We start from the raw sequence: 18,014 nt of genomic DNA, 5'->3' as shown, positions 1-18,014 counted from the left end.
ATTTCTTTACCCTGCAAAATTATCTCTATGGGGCAAAACGAGTTCGAGATTAACCGATTGCTTACACCATTGCGAGTAAAAATATCCGTTTTTGTATAAGAAATTGTGATACAGAAAGTGAATAATCGGGATTGCGCAAAATGCCGTCAATTTAGGTTAAGAAACGTGCAACATGTTCATTTGTATCACGAATAATATTACGAGAAGATGACGAAAATGAAGCTGACGGGGAAAAGTGCGTCAGGGATCAAAAATGATCCCTGATGGATGAGGTTAATTTAGGTTAGTTATTTGTTTTTAATTTGTTGCGTTTTGCCGGGAAGATAGCGTTCAAAAACGGCAATAATCCGATCGCTCAGTGGGGTCATTAACCACCACGGCAGGCCAATCAAAGCAACAGAAAGTGAGCCTACTGCAATATCAGTAAACCAGTGCGCGCCAATCATTACGCGTGGGAAGGCAAAAACCACAAAAATAATCAGGGCTACAGCGAACGCTTTTTTACCAAAATAACGCAGCATAATTGCGGAAAAAATAAGCAGCATCATGCCGTGATCGCCAGGGAAGCTGTCTTTAGACGCATCTTTCGTCGGAATATGCAGTAATTCACTCACGCGGTTAATATTGCTAAAAAAGAGGGTTGGGCTGGCGCGTTTAACCGGAATAAGTGCCTGTGCCAGTTGGTTGAGCACCACGGCAGTCAGTAACATGACCAGTCCAATAATCAGAATACGTCGACGTCCGGCCTTATCTTCTTTCAGCCAGAAAGTGAGCATCAGGCTGCCCATTGCCAGAAGCGAGCAGCCATCAAAGGCACGGTTGTTAGTGACAGCGACCAGCCACAAGAACGCTTCACTTTTGACCAACTCCTGGTTAAAGAAATGAAAAATGGCGGAATCCAGAGGGAACCAGAAACCATGATTCACCGGCAAATACCAGGAGAGGAAAAGCGCCAGACCGGCGACATTCAGTAAAATTATCAAGGGAAATCGAGTTGTCATCATCATTCAGCAAGCAGTTAATTCAGGGGCAACGTTAGCCTCCGGAAGTTAAACGAAGCTTCAACAGGCTGGACTGAAGGGCATTCCAGTCTGCATTAACCGCACTAATTAACTCTATTCGGCTATCAGGCGGTGCAATATTTTGCGTCTCAATGAAGAAATCTGCGCCCTGGCGATTTATGCGTACCAGTCCATCCGGTGTCCTCATGATCCCCTTAACACGATCGACTGGGGCGAGGCGGGCCCACTCCAGTATGCCAATTGTGTCAAAGCACGTATCAGCGTCAAAAATCCATCCGCAGGCCTCATAGCCCTGGCCATTGTTGAGGCTGCGACGCCAGCGCTGATGTTCAGGCAGGCTCAATGCGGCCAGACCTTGCTTCACACTATGGCTGTGGGTGTGTGCGGCGCTGGCTGGCAGTTCCGCCTGGTTCAGACGAGGAAGATCGAGTAGCGCGTTTTCGATATGGCCCTGAGTCGTCTGAATACGCTGACGCCCGCCACCAAAGTGTTGCCACCAGGCGTCGAATGCCTCACGACTCTCTGTCGTTGCACGATCGGCTTTATTGGCGACGATGATATCCGCAGAGGCGAGTTGATCGCGGAAGTTCTCATTGCTCAGAGCTTTCTCATCAAGAAGTTGGCGCGGATCAAGCAGGCACAGCGTGGCACGCAGATCGATCCAGGGTTCGTATACGGGCGCGGTGAGTAAATCGAGAATTTGTTTTGGGTGGCCCAGACCGGTTGGTTCAATCAGCAGGCGATCGGGTTTACCCTGGCGCAGCAGTGTGTTCAGACCCACCTGCATGGGTAACCCATTCACGCAGCACATACATCCACCGGGGATTTCTTTGATCATCGCACCGCTGTTTGACAGCAGCGCACCATCAATGCCGACTTCACCAAATTCATTTACCAGTACGGCCCATTTTTCGGCCGGATCTTTATTGGCCAGTAAATGCAGAATCGAGGTGGTTTTACCGCTGCCGAGAAAGCCGGTAATAAGGTTGGTTTTAGTCACGTGCGCTCCAGAAGATAATTGTGATGCTATAACAATTATCCGCCATCCTGACGAAAAAGGAACGCGATGAGAAGGGGGAGGGCGAACGGAGGGCCGCTCCGTTCGTCTTAATCGCAAAAATGGCTAAATTTTTAACGTTTCAATAACAGCCTGGCGTGCGCCGTGGCGAGTAATGAGCTGGTAGGCTTGCTTCACAGAATGGACAAAATACGGGTCGGATGGAAGGTCCTGACCAAAGACTTCGCTGAGAGCCAGCAGAGCGTCGACACGATCCTCTTCGCGGCTGTCTTTAACGCGTGCGCGAATTTTGTCGCTGAGCGGATCACGAACATCAATCTCGTTACCGTTATCATCTATGCCGCTGACGTAGCGCATCCAGCCTGCCACACCGAGAGCCAACAGTGGCCAGGTGCTTTTGCGTTCTAAATGCACCCGGATCCCCTCCAGCATGCGCTGTGGTAATTTCTGGCTACCATCCATCGCAATCTGCCAGGTTCGGTGTTGTAACGCCGGGTTGGCAAAACGCTCGATCAAGCTGTTGGCATAGGCTGTCAAATCGACATCTGTGATACGCAGCGTGGGGGCTTGTTCATCGAGCATTAAGCGGTGGGCTGCCTCGCGGAAACAGGGTTCCTGCATACATTCATTGATATGGGCGAAACCTGCAAGATAGCCCAGATAAGCGAGGAAAGAGTGACTGCCGTTCAGCATCCGTAATTTCATCTGTTCCCACGGCAAAACATCGTTCACCAGCTGTACGCCAGCCACTTCCCATTCAGGACGGCCAGCCACAAAGTTGTCTTCAATCACCCACTGGATAAAGGGTTCACAACTGATGGCGCAGGGGTCTTCAACGCCCATTTCCTGGGTAATTTCTGCCAGAGAAGCCTCTGTAGCGGCGGGAACAATTCGGTCGACCATGGTTCCAGGAAAACTGACATGCTGGCTTATCCACTCTGCAAGGGCTGCCGACCGTTTGTGAGCCATCCCGAGAACCGCATTTTTTACCACATGGCCATTGTCAGGAATATTGTCGCAGGAGAGCACCGTAAAAGCAGGCAGGCCACGCTCCCGACGTCGATGGAGCGCTTCCACCAGAATACCCGGTGCGGAATGGGGCTCTGAAGGGTTTTCCAGGTCATGGAGAATGCGGGCGTTTTGCATATCCAGTTTGCCGGTCGCCGGATCGATGCAGTAGCCTTTTTCGGTAATGGTCAGTGAGACAATGGCCACCTGGGGCTCACAGAATTTTTCAATAATAGCCGCCAGGGAGTCCAGCTTTGCATTCAGGCATTCGTGAACAGCACCGACAATGATGGGCTGATTCCCCTCAGCGCCTTTCTCCAGCACAGTGAACAGATGGTTTTGCGCACGCAACTGGCTCATCAGCACATCGCCACTGAAGAGGCTGATCTCACAAATACCCCAATCGCCTCCCTTCGCGTTCAGCACACGATTTGTTAACAACGCCTGATGTGCACGATGAAATGCACCAAACCCAAAGTGAACAATGCGGGAGCGTAACTGCTGGCGATCGTAGCCAGGCTGCTGAACGTGGGCTGGGAGCTGAGTGGAGGCAATAGTCTTCATGAAATACACACCTGATTAACCATTAATTAACAATGCCAGTGTAAAGTTATATGACAACAAATTAAATTGGTGAGCCGTAAATATCCCTGTTCTGTGAGTTTGATCAATCAATCTGTTGGCCAGGATTGACCCTTTTGGCCAAACATGTATGGTAGTCGTCATCACGGTAACACATATTGGTATAACAACTTGAAGGGGTGGGCAATGGAACAAACCTGGCGTTGGTACGGGCCGAACGATCCGGTTTCTCTTGATGATGTGCGTCAGGCAGGCGCTACGGGTGTCGTGACGGCGCTGCATCATATTCCTAACGGCCAGGTCTGGCCGGTCGAGGAAATCAAGCAGCGTCAGGCGCTGCTGGCAGAAAAAGGCCTAACCTGGTCTGTCGTCGAAAGCATTCCTGTTCATGAAGATATCAAAACGCATTCCGGTGAGTTTGAGACCTGGATTGCTCACTATCAGCAGAGCATCCGTAACCTGGCCGCCTGTGGCATTGACACTGTCTGCTATAACTTTATGCCCATTCTGGACTGGACGCGTACCGACCTTGAGTATCAGATGGCAGATGGCTCAAAAGCGTTACGTTTCGATCAGATTGCGTTCGCTGCATTCGAGTTGCATATCCTTAAGCGTCCAGGTGCTGAAGCGGACTACACCGCGCAAGAGCAGCAGCAGGCGCAGGCATGGTTTACTGCAGCAAGTGAAGCCGATATTGAAAAACTGACCCGTAACATCATTGCGGGCCTGCCAGGGGCGGAAGAGGGCTACACCCTGGATCAGTTCCGCGCACGACTGGCGGAATACGGTGATATCGATAAAAATCAGCTGCGCGAGAATATGGCGTATTTCTTGCGTGCTATTGTGCCGGTGGCGGAAGAGGCTGGCGTTCGTCTGGCGATTCACCCGGATGATCCTCCGCGTCCCATTCTCGGTTTGCCACGCATCGTTTCAACCATTGACGATATGCAGTGGCTGAAAGAGACTGCTGACAGCATCTATAACGGGTTTACGATGTGCACAGGCTCTTATGGTGTGCGCGCCGATAACGACCTGGTTCAGATGATTGAAACGTTTGGTGATCGTATTCACTTCACCCACCTGCGCGCGACCTGTCGTGAAGAGAACCCAAAAACTTTCCATGAAGCGGCACACCTGGGCGGCGATGTGAACATGGTTGCGGTGGTTGACGCTATTCTGGCTGAAGAGTTACGCCGTAAACAGGCAGGGGATGTGCGTCCTATCCCATTCCGTCCAGATCACGGACATCAGATGCTGGACGATCTGCGTAAGAAAACCAACCCAGGCTATTCGGCGATTGGTCGTCTGAAAGGGATGGCTGAAGTGCGCGGTGTGGAACTGGCACTGAAGATGACGAAGTATCCTGAGTTGCTGTAAAGGCCGTTTCAGGAAAAAGAAAACCCGGCTTTCGCCGGGTTTTTCGTTTTAGTCTGCACGACCCATATAGCGCTTTTCTTCGATATGGATGCGAATTTTTTCGCCAGCAGAGAGGTATTCAGGAACCTGAACCACCAGACCTGTAGTCAGCGTGGCGGGTTTGTTACGCGCACTTGCAGACGCGCCTTTGATACCCGGTGCTGTATCAACGATTTCCAGATCCACAGTCTGAGGCAGCTCCAGCGCCAGCAGCACACCATCCCAGGTCAGAACTTGCATATCCGGCATTCCGCCTTCAGGAATAAACAGCAGCTCTTCTTCAATCTGATCTTTGGTGAAGATGTACGGGGTGTAATCTTCTTTATCCATGAAAACGTATTCGTTGCCGTCAATGTAAGAGAAATCAACATAGCGACGGGTCAGGGTTACGGTATCAACGATATCATCACCTTTAAAACGTTCTTCAACCTTCAGGCCAGTACGGACATCGGCAAAACGCATTTTGTACAGCGTTGCTGCACCACGGGCGCTCGGGGCCTGAATATCAATGTCTTTCACAATCAGCAGTTTGCCGTTGTAATTCAGTACCATACCTTTCTTAATTTCGTTCGCTCTTGGCATTGCAGTAATCCTGTTCACGGGGAGGTCAAAAATATCGCGCCAAATTACTCGTGCGCAGCCTTTCAGGCAAGAGGAATTCGTGGCTTTTGCTATCAATACGAAAAAGGTGTTACTGTGCGCGCCATGCCCGGCTGTACGGGTCTTCGTCACTGACAGAGAGCATTTATGGATTGCCGTCCAGACTGTGGCGCGTGCTGTATTGCACCGTCCATTTCAAGCCCTATACCGGGGATGCCGCATGGCAAGCCTGCAAATACGCGTTGTGTTCAGTTGTCGGAAAGCAATCTCTGTCTCATCTTTGCCTCACCGTTGCGCCCGGCGGTTTGCGCGGGGCTTCAGCCTTCGGGAGAAATGTGCGGTAACACACGTACACAGGCAATGACGTATCTTCTTGAGCTGGAATCGCTCACTGCGCCCTAAACGTCTTTAATCCGTGTCAGGCAGCCAATTGTCAGGATGCACATCACCAGCGCAATCCAGAAGACGGTGTGATAACTCCAGATCTCAGCCACAACACCCGCCATTGAACCCGCAATGATCCAGCCCACGCGGGTGGTATTGGTATACAGCGTGGTGGCTGAACCTGCCTGGCCTGGCATCAGATCCTGGAAGTAAAGCATGCCGATCCCGGCCAGAATCCCAATATAGATAGCGTTCAGCAACTGTAAACCCAGCAGCAGTACCGGGGTGTGTACTGTTAACATGCCGATATAGAACAACAAACCGGCAGCGGCGGCAATGCGCATTAAAAAACGCTTTCCGAAGCGCTTAGCGTAATAGCCAGCAATCAGCATGGTTGGGATTTCCAGCCCGGCGGCAGTACCCATCATGATCCCTGCCAGTTTTTCCGGCAGATGCAGTTCATCAATAATAAACAGCGGCATATTGATGATGTACAGGCTGTTTGTGCCCCACATCAGCGTGCAGGTTATAAATAAGAGTAATGCATCACGTCGGTTGCGGCGAGGCGCTTCCAGTGAGCCAGTCACGGGTTTTGGCTCTTTACGCATGGTCGGTAAAAAGAACCACACCATAAGGCCGCATACCACAAAAGCGACAGCCGCGCTCAGGTACATCACCGTAAAGCCAAAACCCATTGCCAGCGCGTAGGCCAGCGGAGGGCCAATCACCCATGCCAGCGATACCTGGGCACGCAGGATCGAACTGAACATCACAGCTTCACGGCCGGTATGGTCGGCGTGTTCACGGGCAAGGGCAAACATTTGTGGGTTAGCAGTCGAACCGAAGCTGCTCAGGAAAACTCCGATAAACAACAGTACAAAATAGTTACGATTCCATGCAAACAAAAGGCAGGCGAAAACGCCCAGCAGGCAGCAAAAAACGATAAGACTTTTACGGTCACCTTTTCGATCTGAGCGACCGGCTAAAAACTGGCTGACCAGGATGCCGATAATGGCGCTTCCGGTAAAAAAGAAGCCAACCATTGCCGGACGAGCGTGGACTTCGTTGGTCAGAAACAGACTGAGCGTTGGAGTTTGTAACGCACCGGCGATCCCGGTGAGGAAGGCAACAATCAAAAACGCCGTTGACGTCAAATCAAAAGGCTTTGGTGAGGCGGCAGCGGGGGTGTTGTGCATGTTTCTATATCAGCGATTTATCGAGAGACGCGGAGTGTACGCCGCTTGTCAGAAAATAAACAGATGCTGCGGTCAAATTCGCCACAAAAAATCAAAATGGCATTTCAAGTTACATCTTCTTGCTGATGTCTGCTGAAGGAGGGTTGCTGAACGTCAGCAAAAATGAGTTGAACGGAGAAGAAATGTGCTGCACATCTAACTTCTGAAATGAGAAATGTAACTTTCCTTGCAAGACCTTATAGAAAGAGCAAGACTTCTTGAAACGTTTCAGCGCTACCTTGTTTTAACTGACTGAACAGGTTAGCGCATTTTTTCTCATTGTAGCTGAAACGATTCAAGTTCAGCAGGAGAGGAGAACCATGTTCCAGTTATCTGTTCAGGATATCCACCCGGGCGCACAGGCCGGGAATAAAGAAGAGGCCATTCGTCAGGTCGCCGCTGCGCTTGTACAGGCGGGCAACGTTGCTGATGGCTACGTTAACGGTATGCTTGCGCGTGAGCAGCAAACCTCAACCTTCCTCGGCAATGGCATCGCTATTCCGCATGGCACAACCGACACCCGCGATCAGGTGCTGAAAACCGGTGTTCAGGTTTATCAGTTCCCGCAAGGCGTACTGTGGGGTGACGGGCAGGTGGCTTATGTGGCTATCGGCATTGCTGCCAGTAGCGACGAACACTTAGGCCTGCTGCGTCAGCTGACGCACGTGCTGAGTGATGACTCCGTAGCGGAACAACTGCAATCTGCCACGACGGCTGAAGAACTGCGTGCATTGCTGATGGGCGAAAAACAGAGCGAAGCGCTGAAACTGGATAACGAAACGCTGACGCTTGATGTTGCCGCTACCGATCTGGTGACGCTGCAGGCGCTGAATGCCGGCCGCCTTAAAGAGGTTGGTGCGGCAGATACGGCATTTGTGACCCATGCTATTAATGATAAGCCGTTGAATCTGGGTCAGGGTATTTGGCTTAACGACAGTGCTGAAGGTAATCTGCGTAGCGCAATCGCCGTCAGCCGTGCAGCTTCTGCATTTGATGTCGAAGGTGAACGTGCAGCGATGCTCGTCACCGTGGCGATGGCTGATGAGCAGCCGGTGTCTGTGCTGAAGCGTCTGGGTGATCTGCTGCTAAATAATAAAGCTGAAAAATTGCTGAATGCTGATGCAGCCACTGTGCTGGCGCTGTTAACCAGCGATGATGCATTGACTGACGATGTCCTGAACGCGGAGTTTGTGGTGCGCAACGAACACGGCCTGCATGCCCGTCCAGGCACAATGTTGGTTAACACCATCAAACAGTTCGAAAGTGAGATCACCGTAACGAACCTGGATGGTTCGGGCAAGCCGGCCAATGGCCGTAGCCTGATGAAAGTTGTCGCTCTGGGCGTGAAAAAAGGCCACCGTCTGCGGTTCACCGCACAAGGCGCAGATGCTGAACAGGCGCTGAAAGCAATTGGCGATGCCATCGCGGCGGGTCTGGGGGAGGGTGCATAATGAGCAGACGTGTTGCGACTATTACGCTGAATCCGGCTTACGACCTGGTGGGTTTCTGCCCTGAAATTGAGCGTGGTGAAGTTAACCTCGTACGTACCACAGGCCTGCATGCTGCGGGTAAAGGGATCAACGTCGCGAAGGTCCTTAAAGACCTTGGTATTGATGTCACTGTTGGCGGTTTCCTCGGTAAAGATAATCAGGACGGTTTCCAGCAACTGTTCAGCGAGCTGGGTATTGCTAACCGTTTTCAGGTGGTGCAAGGCCGTACCCGCATCAACGTTAAGCTGACGGAAAAAGACGGAGAAGTCACCGACCTGAACTTCTCGGGTTTCGAAGTGACCCCTTCCGACTGGGAGCGTTTTGTTAACGATTCTCTGACCTGGCTGGGACAGTTCGACATGGTGTGCGTGAGCGGCAGCCTGCCGTCTGGCGTTAGCCCGGAAGCGTTCACCGACTGGATGACGCGTCTGCGCAGCCAGTGCCCATGCATTATTTTCGACAGTAGCCGTGATGCGTTGGTCGCTGGTCTGAAAGCTGCACCGTGGCTGGTCAAACCAAATCGCCGCGAGCTGGAGATCTGGGCGGGCCGTAAGCTGCCAGAATTAAAAGATGTGATTGAAGCTGCGCATGCGCTGCGTGAGCAGGGGATTGCTCATGTTGTGATTTCGCTTGGAGCAGAAGGTGCGTTGTGGGTTAACGCATCTGGCGAATGGATCGCCAAACCGCCGTCGGTTGAAGTGGTGAGTACCGTTGGCGCAGGGGATTCGATGGTTGGCGGTCTGATTTACGGTCTGCTGATGCGCGAATCCAGTGAACATACTTTACGTCTTGCTACCGCCGTTGCTGCCCTGGCCGTGAGCCAGAGCAATGTCGGTATTACCGATCGTACCCAGTTGGCCGCGATGATGGCGCGCGTTGACTTAAAACCCTTTAACTAACAGCAGGAGAGGCATAATGAAAACGCTGCTGATCATTGATTCCGGTCTTGGACAGGCTCGCGCCTATATGGCGAAGACCTTGCTGGGAGCGGCGGCAAATAAAGCAAATCTGGACATTATTGACAACCCAGGCGAGGCCGAACTGGCTATCGTGCTGGGAGACAAAATCCCGGCGGATAGCGCGCTGAATGGCAAAAAAGTGTGGCTGGGCGATATCAACCGCGCAGTGGCGCATCCGGAGCTGTTCCTGAGCGAAGCCAAAGGCCACGCAACGGTGTACAGCGCACCTGTTGCTGCGACTCCGGTTGCGGCAGCAGGCCCGAAACGTGTTGTTGCTATCACTGCATGTCCTACCGGTGTGGCACATACGTTCATGGCGGCTGAAGCTATTGAAACGGAAGCCAAAAAACGTGGCTGGTGGGTAAAAGTTGAAACGCGTGGTTCCGTAGGCGCGGGCAATGCAATCACTCCTGAAGAAGTGGCTGAAGCCGATCTGGTGATTGTCGCGGCGGATATCGAAGTGGATCTGGCGAAATTTGCCGGTAAGCCGATGTACCGCACTTCTACTGGCCTGGCGCTGAAAAAGACGTCACAGGAGTTTGATAAAGCGCTGGCGGAGGCGAAACCATACCAGGCAACTGGGAGCACTCAGTCTGCGACCGAAGGTAAGAAAGAGTCTGCTGGCGCGTACCGTCACCTGTTGACGGGGGTGTCTTATATGCTGCCGATGGTGGTGGCAGGCGGGCTGTGTATTGCACTCTCCTTTGCGTTTGGTATTACGGCGTTTAAAGAAGAAGGTACGCTGGCTGCAGCATTAATGCAGATTGGTGGGGGTTCAGCGTTTGCGCTGATGGTTCCCGTTCTGGCTGGCTTTATTGCGTTCTCAATTGCTGACCGCCCAGGTCTGACTCCAGGTCTCATCGGCGGTATGCTGGCTGTGAGTACAGGTTCTGGCTTTATCGGCGGTATCATTGCTGGTTTCCTGGCGGGTTATGTTGCGAAGCTGATTAGCTCAAAACTGAAACTGCCGCAGAGTATGGAAGCGCTGAAACCCATCCTGATCATCCCGCTGATTTCCAGCCTGGTGGTAGGCCTGGCGATGATTTACCTCATCGGTAAACCGGTTGCGGGTATCCTGGCGGGTCTGACTCACTGGCTGCAAACCATGGGTACAGCGAATGCTGTTCTGCTGGGTGCAATTCTGGGCGGCATGATGTGTACCGATATGGGTGGTCCGGTTAACAAAGCGGCATACGCCTTTGGTGTCGGCTTGCTGAGTACCCAAACCTATGCGCCGATGGCTGCTATCATGGCTGCCGGCATGGTTCCGCCACTTGCACTGGGTCTGGCGACGATCATTGCGCGTCGTAAATTTGATAAAGCGCAGCAGGAAGGCGGTAAAGCGGCACTGGTACTGGGTCTGTGCTTTATTACCGAAGGTGCGATTCCATTTGCTGCTCGTGACCCAATGCGTGTTCTGCCTTGCTGTATCGTTGGTGGCGCGGTGACCGGTGCTATCTCCATGGCAATTGGTGCGAAACTGATGGCTCCACACGGCGGTCTGTTTGTTCTGCTGATCCCTGGCGCAATCACCCCAGTAGTGGGTTATCTGCTGGCAATCATTGCTGGTACGCTGGTCGCAGGTCTCTCCTACGCTGTACTGAAACGTCCGGAAGTGGAAGCGGTCGCAAAAGCAGCCTGATTTCACTCACATCTTCAAGGGCAGAGTTTTCTCTGCCCTTTTTTTGTTTCTAATGTGTGCCCCGCCTCTCAACTTTCCTTTCCCTCTCAAAGTGTCTCTATAAAAAAATGTGATTCTGTTCATATCTATTTGCTATAGATCCGCATGATCGATTTACTTTGTCAAAAGTACGCATATTATGAGCACATGTTTGCATATGAACATGTGCTCATAATATGTTTTTGTTTTGCATTGAGCATTGTTGAATAACGTATCGTTATGGCGATTTATTACCGGGGGATGTGCTATGCATGAAAATGAATACATAGTAACGATAGGCTCGGCCAATATGGATGTTGCCGGGTATTCGCATGCCTCACTCAATTATGCGGATTCAAACCCAGGCAAGATAAAATTTACTCCAGGGGGTGTTGGACGGAATATTTCACATAATCTGGCGCTTCTGGGTAAAAACTCCTGGCTACTGACGGCAGTCGGCAATGATTCATATGGTCAATCATTGTTGGCGCAAACTCGCCAATCCGGTGTGCATGTGGATAAGTGCTTACTGGTCTCTGGAGAGAACACATCCTGTTATTTATCGTTACTCGATAATACCGGTGAGATGCTGGTAGCGATTAATGATATGACTATCTCAGAACATATTTCAGTGGCGTTTTTATCCCGGCATGCTGAGTTTATTCGTGGGGCAGCCGCCATTGTCGCAGACTGCAATATCAGTGAAGATGCACTGACCTGGATACTTGAAAATGCAGGACGTGCTCCCGTATTTGTTGACCCCGTTTCCGCCTGGAAGTGCATCAAAATTCGTGAACAGCTTGGCAAAATCCATACCCTGAAACCTAATCGTCTGGAAGCTGAAACACTCAGTGGTATCGCACTTTCCAGCCGGGAGGATGTCGGGAAAGTTGCCGCCTGGTTCCATGAAAATGGGCTAACCCGTCTGGTGTTGAGTATGGGAGGCGATGGCGTCTATTACAGCAACATCGATGGCGAGAGCGGCTGGTCATTACCGATTCAAACCCGCGTGATTAATGTGACCGGAGCCGGGGACGCCATGATGGCCGGGCTTGTTTCCTGCTGGGTTGACGGCGTGTCTTTTATCGATTCTGTTCGATTTGCACAAGGTTGTTCATCAATGGCGCTTGCCTGTGAATATACCAATAATCCTGATTTATCTGTTACGAATGTGACCTCGTTAGTGGAGAAAACCGAATGTCTGAATTAAATCTGAGTTCTGAGTTATTACAGGTTTCACCAGAAGTACAGGAAGCACTAAAACACAATAAGCCGATTGTTGCGCTGGAATCCACGATTATTTCTCACGGAATGCCTTTTCCGCAAAATGCGCAGACGGCGATTGAGGTTGAGCAAACCATTCGTAATCATGGTGCGGTCCCAGCGACGATCGCTATTATTGGCGGCGTAATGAAAGTCGGCCTGAGTAAAGAGGAAATTGAATTACTTGGACGTGAAGGCCACAGTGTAACGAAAGTCAGTCGCCGGGATTTACCATTCGTTGTGGCGGCAAAGAAAAATGGCGCAACCACCGTGGCTTCAACCATGATTATTGCCGCTCTTGCGGGGATTCATGTTTTTGCAACCGGCGGTATTGGTGGTGTTCATCGTGGAGCAGAACAGACATTTGATATTTCAGCCGACCTTCAGGAACTGGCACATACCAATGTCACCGTCGTTTGTGCGGGGGCGAAATCTATTCTCGACCTGGGATTAACCACAGAATATTTAGAAACCTTCGGCGTGCCATTAATTGGTTATCAGACAAAAACGCTCCCGGCATTTTTCTGCCGTACCAGTCCGTTTGAGGTGAGTATTCGCCTAGATACCCCAGAAGAGATCGCTCGCGCAATGGCGGTGAAATGGCAAACCGGTCTCAACGGTGGTCTGGTGGTCGCCAACCCTATTCCGGAACAGTTTGCGATGGCGGAAGGGAAAATCAATGCAGCTATCGATCAGGCGGTGAAGGAAGCGGAAGAACAGGGGGTGGTGGGCAAAGAAAGTACGCCGTTCCTGCTGGCTCGTGTCGCTGAGCTCACTGGCGGCGATAGCCTGAAGTCCAATATCCAACTGGTGTTCAACAACGCGATACTGGCCTGCGAGATTGCGAAGGAATATCAACGCCTCTCCTGACAGCACTTTTCGGGCAGAAAGCGGTCGCCCACGAATATCAAACATACTAAAACCTGGCGTTTGCGCCGGGTTTCCTGGCATGAAGGGAAAACCATTATGGACATGATGAGAAGTGTGGTGGGTATGGCGGTATTACTGGCAATCGCTTACCTGCTGTCAGTCAATAAAAAACGGATCAGTCTTCGGACTGTGGGGGCAGCACTGATATTACAAATAGCCATTGGCGGAATTATGCTCTATTTCCCGCCTGGGAAATGGCTGGTTGAACAGGCTGCACTGGGGGTTCATAAGGTGATGTCCTACAGTGACGCGGGGAGTGCATTTATCTTTGGCTCGTTGGTTGGGCCAAAGATGGATGTGCTGTTTGATGGCGCGGGATTCATCTTCGCTTTCCGTGTATTGCCTGCCATCATCTTTGTTACTGCGTTGATCAGTTTGCTCTATTACATTGGCGTGATGGGCCTGCTTATCCGCATTCTTGGCGGCATTTTTCAGAAAGCGCTCAACATCAGTAAAATCGAGTCATTTGTTGCCGTAACGACGATTTTTCTCGGTCAAAATGAGATCCCGGCAATTGTGAAGCCGTTTATTGAGCGTCTTAACCGCAATGAACTGTTCACCGCAATTTGCAGTGGGATGGCTTCCATTGCAGGGTCAATGATGATCGGCTATGCCGGAATGGGTGTCCCGATTGATTACTTACTGGCAGCATCACTGATGGCCATTCCGGGCGGTATTCTGTTTGCGCGTTTGTTAAGCCCGGCAACGGAAGAGTCAAAAGTCACCTTTGAAAACCTGTCATTCACCGACACCCCACCCAAAAGCATCATTGAAGCGGCAGCGACAGGGGCGATGACCGGACTGAAAATCGCCGCGGGTGTGGCCACGGTCGTCATGGCTTTTGTCGCCATCATTGCACTGATCAACGGGATTATTGGCGGCGTTGGTGGTTGGTTCGGTTTTGGTCATGCGACGCTGGAAGGGATCTTCGGCTATGTACTGGCTCCCCTCGCCTGGATCATGGGGGTGGACTGGAGTGATGCGACGCTTGCCGGAAGCCTGATTGGGCAAAAACTGGCAATTAACGAGTTCGTAGCCTATCTCAGTTTTTCACCGTATCTGCAAACGGCAGGAATGCTGGATGGTAAAACGATCGCCATTATCTCTTTTGCTCTCTGCGGTTTCGCAAACTTTGGCTCCATTGGGGTCGTGGTTGGCGCGTTTTCTGCCATTGCACCGAAGCGTGCGCCGGAAATCGCTCAACTGGGCATGCGGGCGCTGGCAGCAGCAACGCTCTCTAACCTGATGAGTGCCACCATTGCCGGGTTCTTTATCGGTTTGTCACAATAAATGTGACCGGATGATCCCATGGGCGGGTCATCCGGTACTTTGTTCAGGCTTGTGTCGTTTGTAACAGATACAGCGCGTTATCAGCAGAAAGGGTTGGGTTGTTAATACTGACGCTGGCACGGGATAACGCAGCGCAGGCCATCGCGAAGTTCGCACTGTCTCGAAAATCGCTCCCTTCCAGGAAACTGTAGATCAATCCCGCCATAAAACCGTCATCGGCTCCGAAGCTGTCAACGACCGTATGGGGCGGAGGTGAGAGCAGGAACTGTTCACCATTCTTCCGGCTGCAAAAGACCGATTCATCTTTCAGGCACACAAAAATGTGCTCGACGCCTTGCTGGTGCAGCGCGTTAACGGCTTCTGTCATCTCTGCATCGGTGTGAATAGGCTGTCCCCAGAGGATCTCCAGCTCTTTTTGTGTCGGTTTAAGCGTGTGGATTCGGGAATACCAGGTTTTCATTTTCGCGGCTTTGAATTCAGACACGGTATCGATAAAGACCGGGATATCATCCGCAATGGTAAAGACCCACTCAATGGCTTCGGGTGTGAGGTTACAGTCTGCCAGCACGATACCCGCGTGACGAATCAAATCCCGGGAGCTGTCCAGCAACTGCGGCGTTAGCTTTTGCAGGATGTGCGTATCGTTGATCGCGAGTACCGTTTCTTCCTGTTGATTGGCGATAGAGAGATAGGTCGACGTATTGTGCCCGTGCAGACGAATGCAACTGGATATGTTCACGCCAGCCTGGCGTGTCTGCTCCAGCAGCGTTTCACCGTAAAAATCGCTGCCAACGGCTGAGATTAAATGCACATCACGCCCCAGCAGCGCCAGGTTGTGTGCGATATTTCGTCCCACGCCACCGGCTGAACAGTGGATGCTGCCTGGGTTAGAGGCGGCCTGCGGATAGTGAATATCTGCGACACCGCGAATATCCATGTTGATAGCTCCGACCACCACACAGTATTCCTGCTCAGTAAGGATATAGCCCTTACCTTTGATCATCCCTTTGCGCATCAAATCCATGATATGCGCGGCAACACGAGAACGGCTGATCTGCAAAATATCGGCGATTTCATGTTGCTGAATAAGTGGATTACGACGCAGGATCTTGAGTATCTGCTTCTCTCTGTCGTTCATTATTACGCAACCGCCTTTTCAATCTGTTGCGCCTTCAGCCAGGCAATTTCTTCTGCCCAGATATCCGGATTCACGGTTTCGAGCACCATCGGAATGCCGTCAAAACGGTCGTCCTGCATGATAAAGCGGAAAGCATCGTGGCCGATATTGCCTTCGCCCAGGCTGTGGTGGCGGTCAACCCGGCTACCAAAGGCACTTTTGGCATCGTTTAAGTGCATTCCACGCAGGTAGTTGAAACCGACGATGCGATCAAATTCGGCAAAGGTTTTTTTGCACTCGTCGAGCGTGCGCAGGTCGTACCCGGCGGCAAAGGCATGACAAGTGTCAATACAGACGCCGACGCGAGATTTATCTTCAACACCGTCAATAATGGCGGCCAGGTGTTCGAATTTGAACCCAAGATTGCTGCCTTGTCCGGCCGTGTTTTCAATGACTGCCGTCACGCCTTTGGTTTGGGCAAGGGCGATATTGAGCGACTCCGCAATACGCGCCAGACAGGCGTCTTCGTCAATCTGCATCAGATGACTTCCCGGATGGAAGTTCAGCAGCGTCAGCCCCAGTTGTTCACAGCGCTGCAGTTCATCAAGAAAAGCTTCGCGTGATTTTTCCAGAGCGTCTTCAACCGGATGACCGAGGTTAATCAGATAGCTGTCATGGGGGAGGATCTGACCAGGCCCAAAATGGTATTTCTCGCAGGCCGCTTTGAAATCGTCGATGGTTTCAGTGGTGAGTGGGGCGGCACGCCACTGGCGCTGGTTTTTGGTAAACAGGGCGAAAGCGGTCGCCTCGATTTCGGCGGCGCGAATGGCGGCATTCGCAAGGCCACCAGCAGCACTCACGTGCGCTCCAACATATTTCATAAAGGGACTCCTGTTAACCCGAAATGCTTATGATAGCGGGTTAACAGGAGAAGGATGTAGTGGTTTATGCCATCAGGCTATGAACGGCCAGGTTGATTGCCCCCCCGCCTACGATGAGCCAGATGAAAAGCACCAGCGCCATCAGCAGTGGTTTCGCACCTGCTTTTTTTAGTGCACTGACATGGGTCGTGACTCCAAGAGCCGCCATCGCCATTGCCAGAAGGATGGTATCCAGTGTCACCAGCATATCCACTACATATTTTGGCAACAGGTGGAAGGAGTTAAATATCGCCACCACAATGAACAGAATGGCAAACCACGGAATGGTGATTTTACTCTTCTGGTTACTGCCCACTGGGGCGAGTTGCTTAACACGAGCCGCCAGAATAATCAGGAACGGTGCAAGCATCATGACGCGCAGCATTTTGGCAATCACGGCGGCATTTTCAGCATCAGGGTTAATGGCGTGGCCGGCAGCAACCACCTGCGCGACTTCATGCATCGTCGAGCCAATATAGATGCCGTAAGTTTCCGGGCTAAACCAGTGAGCAACCAGCGGATACATCGCCGGGTAAAGGAAAATGGCCAGCGTGCCGAAAATCACTACCGTCGCGACCGCAACAGTCACTTTGCTGGATTCTGCTTTGACCACGGGCTCGGTTGCCAGTACTGCCGCTGCACCGCAAATACTGCTCCCCGCGCCAATTAACCAGCTGGTTTGTTTATCCAGCCCGAATACTTTCTGACCGATAAAACAGGCCAGTAAAAAGGTACTGGTCAGTGTCAGGACATCAATGGCAATTCCGCTGACGCCAACATCGGCTATCTGGGCGAAGGTAAGGCGAAAGCCGTAAAGAATGATGCCCAGCCGCAGCAGGTGTTGCTTGGCGAATATCACGCCGCCGTCGCAGGATTTCCATATATGCGGGTAAACCGTATTCCCGACAACCATGCCGAGCAAAATAGCCAGCGTCAGGGCACTGAAACCTGCGCCCGCTACGGCAGGAATGCTGCCGCCCCATAATGCTACGCCAGTGACAACGGCACTGAGCGCAAGACCCGGCACGAAGTGCCACAATGTACGATGATTCTGTAGGGTGAGTTCTGTCATAACCTTCTCCTTTCTCTGGATAAAAGGTTACGGTGCTCTGGCTTAAAA

General features: G+C 51.7%; 16 protein-coding genes. 8 read left to right on the top strand and 8 right to left on the bottom strand.

The features are described from left to right. Positions 1-287 precede the first annotated feature (287 nt). From GF617_RS07875 to GF617_RS07865, 3 genes are all read right to left on the bottom strand, one after another. Positions 288-1,001: a phosphatase PAP2 family protein gene (locus GF617_RS07875; protein ID WP_181623806.1), complete on the bottom strand. Its 714-nt coding sequence runs from the start codon at positions 999-1,001 to the stop codon at positions 288-290. Between the two features lie 34 nt (positions 1,002-1,035). After that, on the bottom strand, positions 1,036-2,022 hold the full coding sequence (locus tag GF617_RS07870; RefSeq protein ID WP_181620158.1) for a GTP-binding protein: 987 nt from the start codon (positions 2,020-2,022) through the stop codon (positions 1,036-1,038). 123 nt (positions 2,023-2,145) lie between these two features. Further along, a complete protein-coding gene (locus tag GF617_RS07865) occupies positions 2,146-3,612 on the bottom strand; it encodes a mannitol dehydrogenase family protein (protein WP_181620157.1) in 1,467 nt (488 codons plus the stop codon). Positions 3,613-3,816: 204 nt separating this feature from the next. Here GF617_RS07865 and uxuA point away from each other — a divergent pair, with 204 nt between their 5' ends. Beyond that, the gene (gene uxuA / locus GF617_RS07860) at positions 3,817-5,007 is read left to right on the top strand and encodes a mannonate dehydratase (protein ID WP_181620156.1); all 1,191 of its coding nucleotides are present in this window, start codon (positions 3,817-3,819) and stop codon (positions 5,005-5,007) included. Between the two features lie 48 nt (positions 5,008-5,055). On the opposite strand, the gene yeiP is transcribed toward uxuA, so the two are convergent. Further along, the gene (gene yeiP, locus GF617_RS07855; RefSeq protein ID WP_006176435.1) at positions 5,056-5,628 is read right to left on the bottom strand and encodes an elongation factor P-like protein YeiP; all 573 of its coding nucleotides are present in this window, start codon (positions 5,626-5,628) and stop codon (positions 5,056-5,058) included. Between the two features lie 165 nt (positions 5,629-5,793). On the opposite strand from yeiP, the gene GF617_RS07850 reads away from it, so the two are divergent. After that, the gene (locus tag GF617_RS07850; protein WP_181620155.1) at positions 5,794-6,048 is read left to right on the top strand and encodes a YkgJ family cysteine cluster protein; all 255 of its coding nucleotides are present in this window, start codon (positions 5,794-5,796) and stop codon (positions 6,046-6,048) included. Here the strand turns inward: GF617_RS07850 and setB are convergent. Next, positions 6,045-7,226 carry a sugar efflux transporter SetB gene (gene setB / locus GF617_RS07845; RefSeq protein ID WP_181620154.1) on the bottom strand — a complete coding sequence of 394 codons (1,182 nt, stop codon included), beginning with the start codon at positions 7,224-7,226 and terminating at the stop codon, positions 6,045-6,047. The two genes, GF617_RS07850 and setB, sit on opposite strands and share 4 nt — an antisense overlap. Positions 7,227-7,585: 359 nt before the next feature. Here setB and fruB point away from each other — a divergent pair, with 359 nt between their 5' ends. The 6 genes from fruB (at position 7,586) to GF617_RS07815 (ending at position 14,857) form a co-directional block, all read left to right on the top strand. Beyond that, positions 7,586-8,716 (top strand): fused PTS fructose transporter subunit IIA/HPr protein, encoded by a 1,131-nt coding sequence (gene fruB / locus GF617_RS07840; protein WP_181620153.1) that lies wholly within the window; start codon positions 7,586-7,588, stop codon positions 8,714-8,716. Next, on the top strand, positions 8,716-9,654 hold the full coding sequence (fruK, locus tag GF617_RS07835; RefSeq protein ID WP_119937029.1) for a 1-phosphofructokinase: 939 nt from the start codon (positions 8,716-8,718) through the stop codon (positions 9,652-9,654). The genes fruB and fruK overlap by 1 nt, the downstream gene beginning before the upstream one ends. Positions 9,655-9,670: 16 nt before the next feature. Further along, entirely contained in the window at positions 9,671-11,356 is a 1,686-nt protein-coding gene (fruA, locus tag GF617_RS07830; RefSeq protein ID WP_181620152.1) for a PTS fructose transporter subunit IIBC, read from the top strand. A gap of 286 nt (positions 11,357-11,642) precedes the next feature. After that, positions 11,643-12,584: a pseudouridine kinase gene (locus GF617_RS07825; RefSeq protein ID WP_203451444.1), complete on the top strand. Its 942-nt coding sequence runs from the start codon at positions 11,643-11,645 to the stop codon at positions 12,582-12,584. Next, entirely contained in the window at positions 12,572-13,507 is a 936-nt protein-coding gene (locus tag GF617_RS07820; RefSeq protein WP_203451443.1) for a pseudouridine-5'-phosphate glycosidase, read from the top strand. Before GF617_RS07825 ends, GF617_RS07820 begins: the two co-directional genes overlap by 13 nt. A 96-nt stretch (positions 13,508-13,603) precedes the next feature. Further along, positions 13,604-14,857: a NupC/NupG family nucleoside CNT transporter gene (locus tag GF617_RS07815; protein ID WP_181620149.1), complete on the top strand. Its 1,254-nt coding sequence runs from the start codon at positions 13,604-13,606 to the stop codon at positions 14,855-14,857. Between the two features lie 43 nt (positions 14,858-14,900). Here the strand turns inward: GF617_RS07815 and GF617_RS07810 are convergent, their stop codons facing one another. The 3 genes from GF617_RS07810 to GF617_RS07800 all read right to left on the bottom strand — a co-directional run bounded on the left by GF617_RS07810 (position 14,901) and on the right by GF617_RS07800 (position 17,966). After that, entirely contained in the window at positions 14,901-15,995 is a 1,095-nt protein-coding gene (locus tag GF617_RS07810; protein ID WP_181620148.1) for a sugar kinase, read from the bottom strand. Positions 15,996-15,997: 2 nt separating this feature from the next. Beyond that, positions 15,998-16,855: a deoxyribonuclease IV gene (gene nfo / locus GF617_RS07805; protein ID WP_181620147.1), complete on the bottom strand. Its 858-nt coding sequence runs from the start codon at positions 16,853-16,855 to the stop codon at positions 15,998-16,000. 64 nt (positions 16,856-16,919) lie between these two features. Continuing rightward, a complete protein-coding gene (locus GF617_RS07800) occupies positions 16,920-17,966 on the bottom strand; it encodes a YeiH family protein (RefSeq protein ID WP_181620146.1) in 1,047 nt (348 codons plus the stop codon). Positions 17,967-18,014 lie beyond the last annotated feature (48 nt).

The organism is Lelliottia sp. RWM.1 (assembly GCF_016859735.1).
Lineage (GTDB): Bacteria > Pseudomonadota > Gammaproteobacteria > Enterobacterales > Enterobacteriaceae > Enterobacter.
This window is presented reverse-complemented; position numbering and strand designations above follow the sequence as displayed.

Bases quoted from the DNA above. Each gene is read 5' to 3' on its own strand.
- uxuA (WP_181620156.1), top strand. From the start codon at position 3,817: ATGGAACAAACCTGGCGTTGGTACGGGCCGAACGATCCGGTTTCTCTT.
- setB (WP_181620154.1), bottom strand. From the start codon at position 7,226: ATGCACAACACCCCCGCTGCCGCCTCACCAAAGCCTTTTGATTTGACG.
- GF617_RS07815 (WP_181620149.1), top strand. From the start codon at position 13,604: ATGGACATGATGAGAAGTGTGGTGGGTATGGCGGTATTACTGGCAATC.
- GF617_RS07850 (WP_181620155.1), top strand. From the start codon at position 5,794: ATGGATTGCCGTCCAGACTGTGGCGCGTGCTGTATTGCACCGTCCATT.
- yeiP (WP_006176435.1), bottom strand. From the start codon at position 5,628: ATGCCAAGAGCGAACGAAATTAAGAAAGGTATGGTACTGAATTACAAC.
- fruK (WP_119937029.1), top strand. From the start codon at position 8,716: ATGAGCAGACGTGTTGCGACTATTACGCTGAATCCGGCTTACGACCTG.
- GF617_RS07810 (WP_181620148.1), bottom strand. From the start codon at position 15,995: ATGAACGACAGAGAGAAGCAGATACTCAAGATCCTGCGTCGTAATCCA.
- fruB (WP_181620153.1), top strand. From the start codon at position 7,586: ATGTTCCAGTTATCTGTTCAGGATATCCACCCGGGCGCACAGGCCGGG.
- nfo (WP_181620147.1), bottom strand. From the start codon at position 16,855: ATGAAATATGTTGGAGCGCACGTGAGTGCTGCTGGTGGCCTTGCGAAT.
- fruA (WP_181620152.1), top strand. From the start codon at position 9,671: ATGAAAACGCTGCTGATCATTGATTCCGGTCTTGGACAGGCTCGCGCC.
- GF617_RS07825 (WP_203451444.1), top strand. From the start codon at position 11,643: ATGCATGAAAATGAATACATAGTAACGATAGGCTCGGCCAATATGGAT.
- GF617_RS07865 (WP_181620157.1), bottom strand. From the start codon at position 3,612: ATGAAGACTATTGCCTCCACTCAGCTCCCAGCCCACGTTCAGCAGCCT.
- GF617_RS07800 (WP_181620146.1), bottom strand. From the start codon at position 17,966: ATGACAGAACTCACCCTACAGAATCATCGTACATTGTGGCACTTCGTG.
- GF617_RS07820 (WP_203451443.1), top strand. From the start codon at position 12,572: ATGTCTGAATTAAATCTGAGTTCTGAGTTATTACAGGTTTCACCAGAA.
- GF617_RS07875 (WP_181623806.1), bottom strand. From the start codon at position 1,001: ATGACAACTCGATTTCCCTTGATAATTTTACTGAATGTCGCCGGTCTG.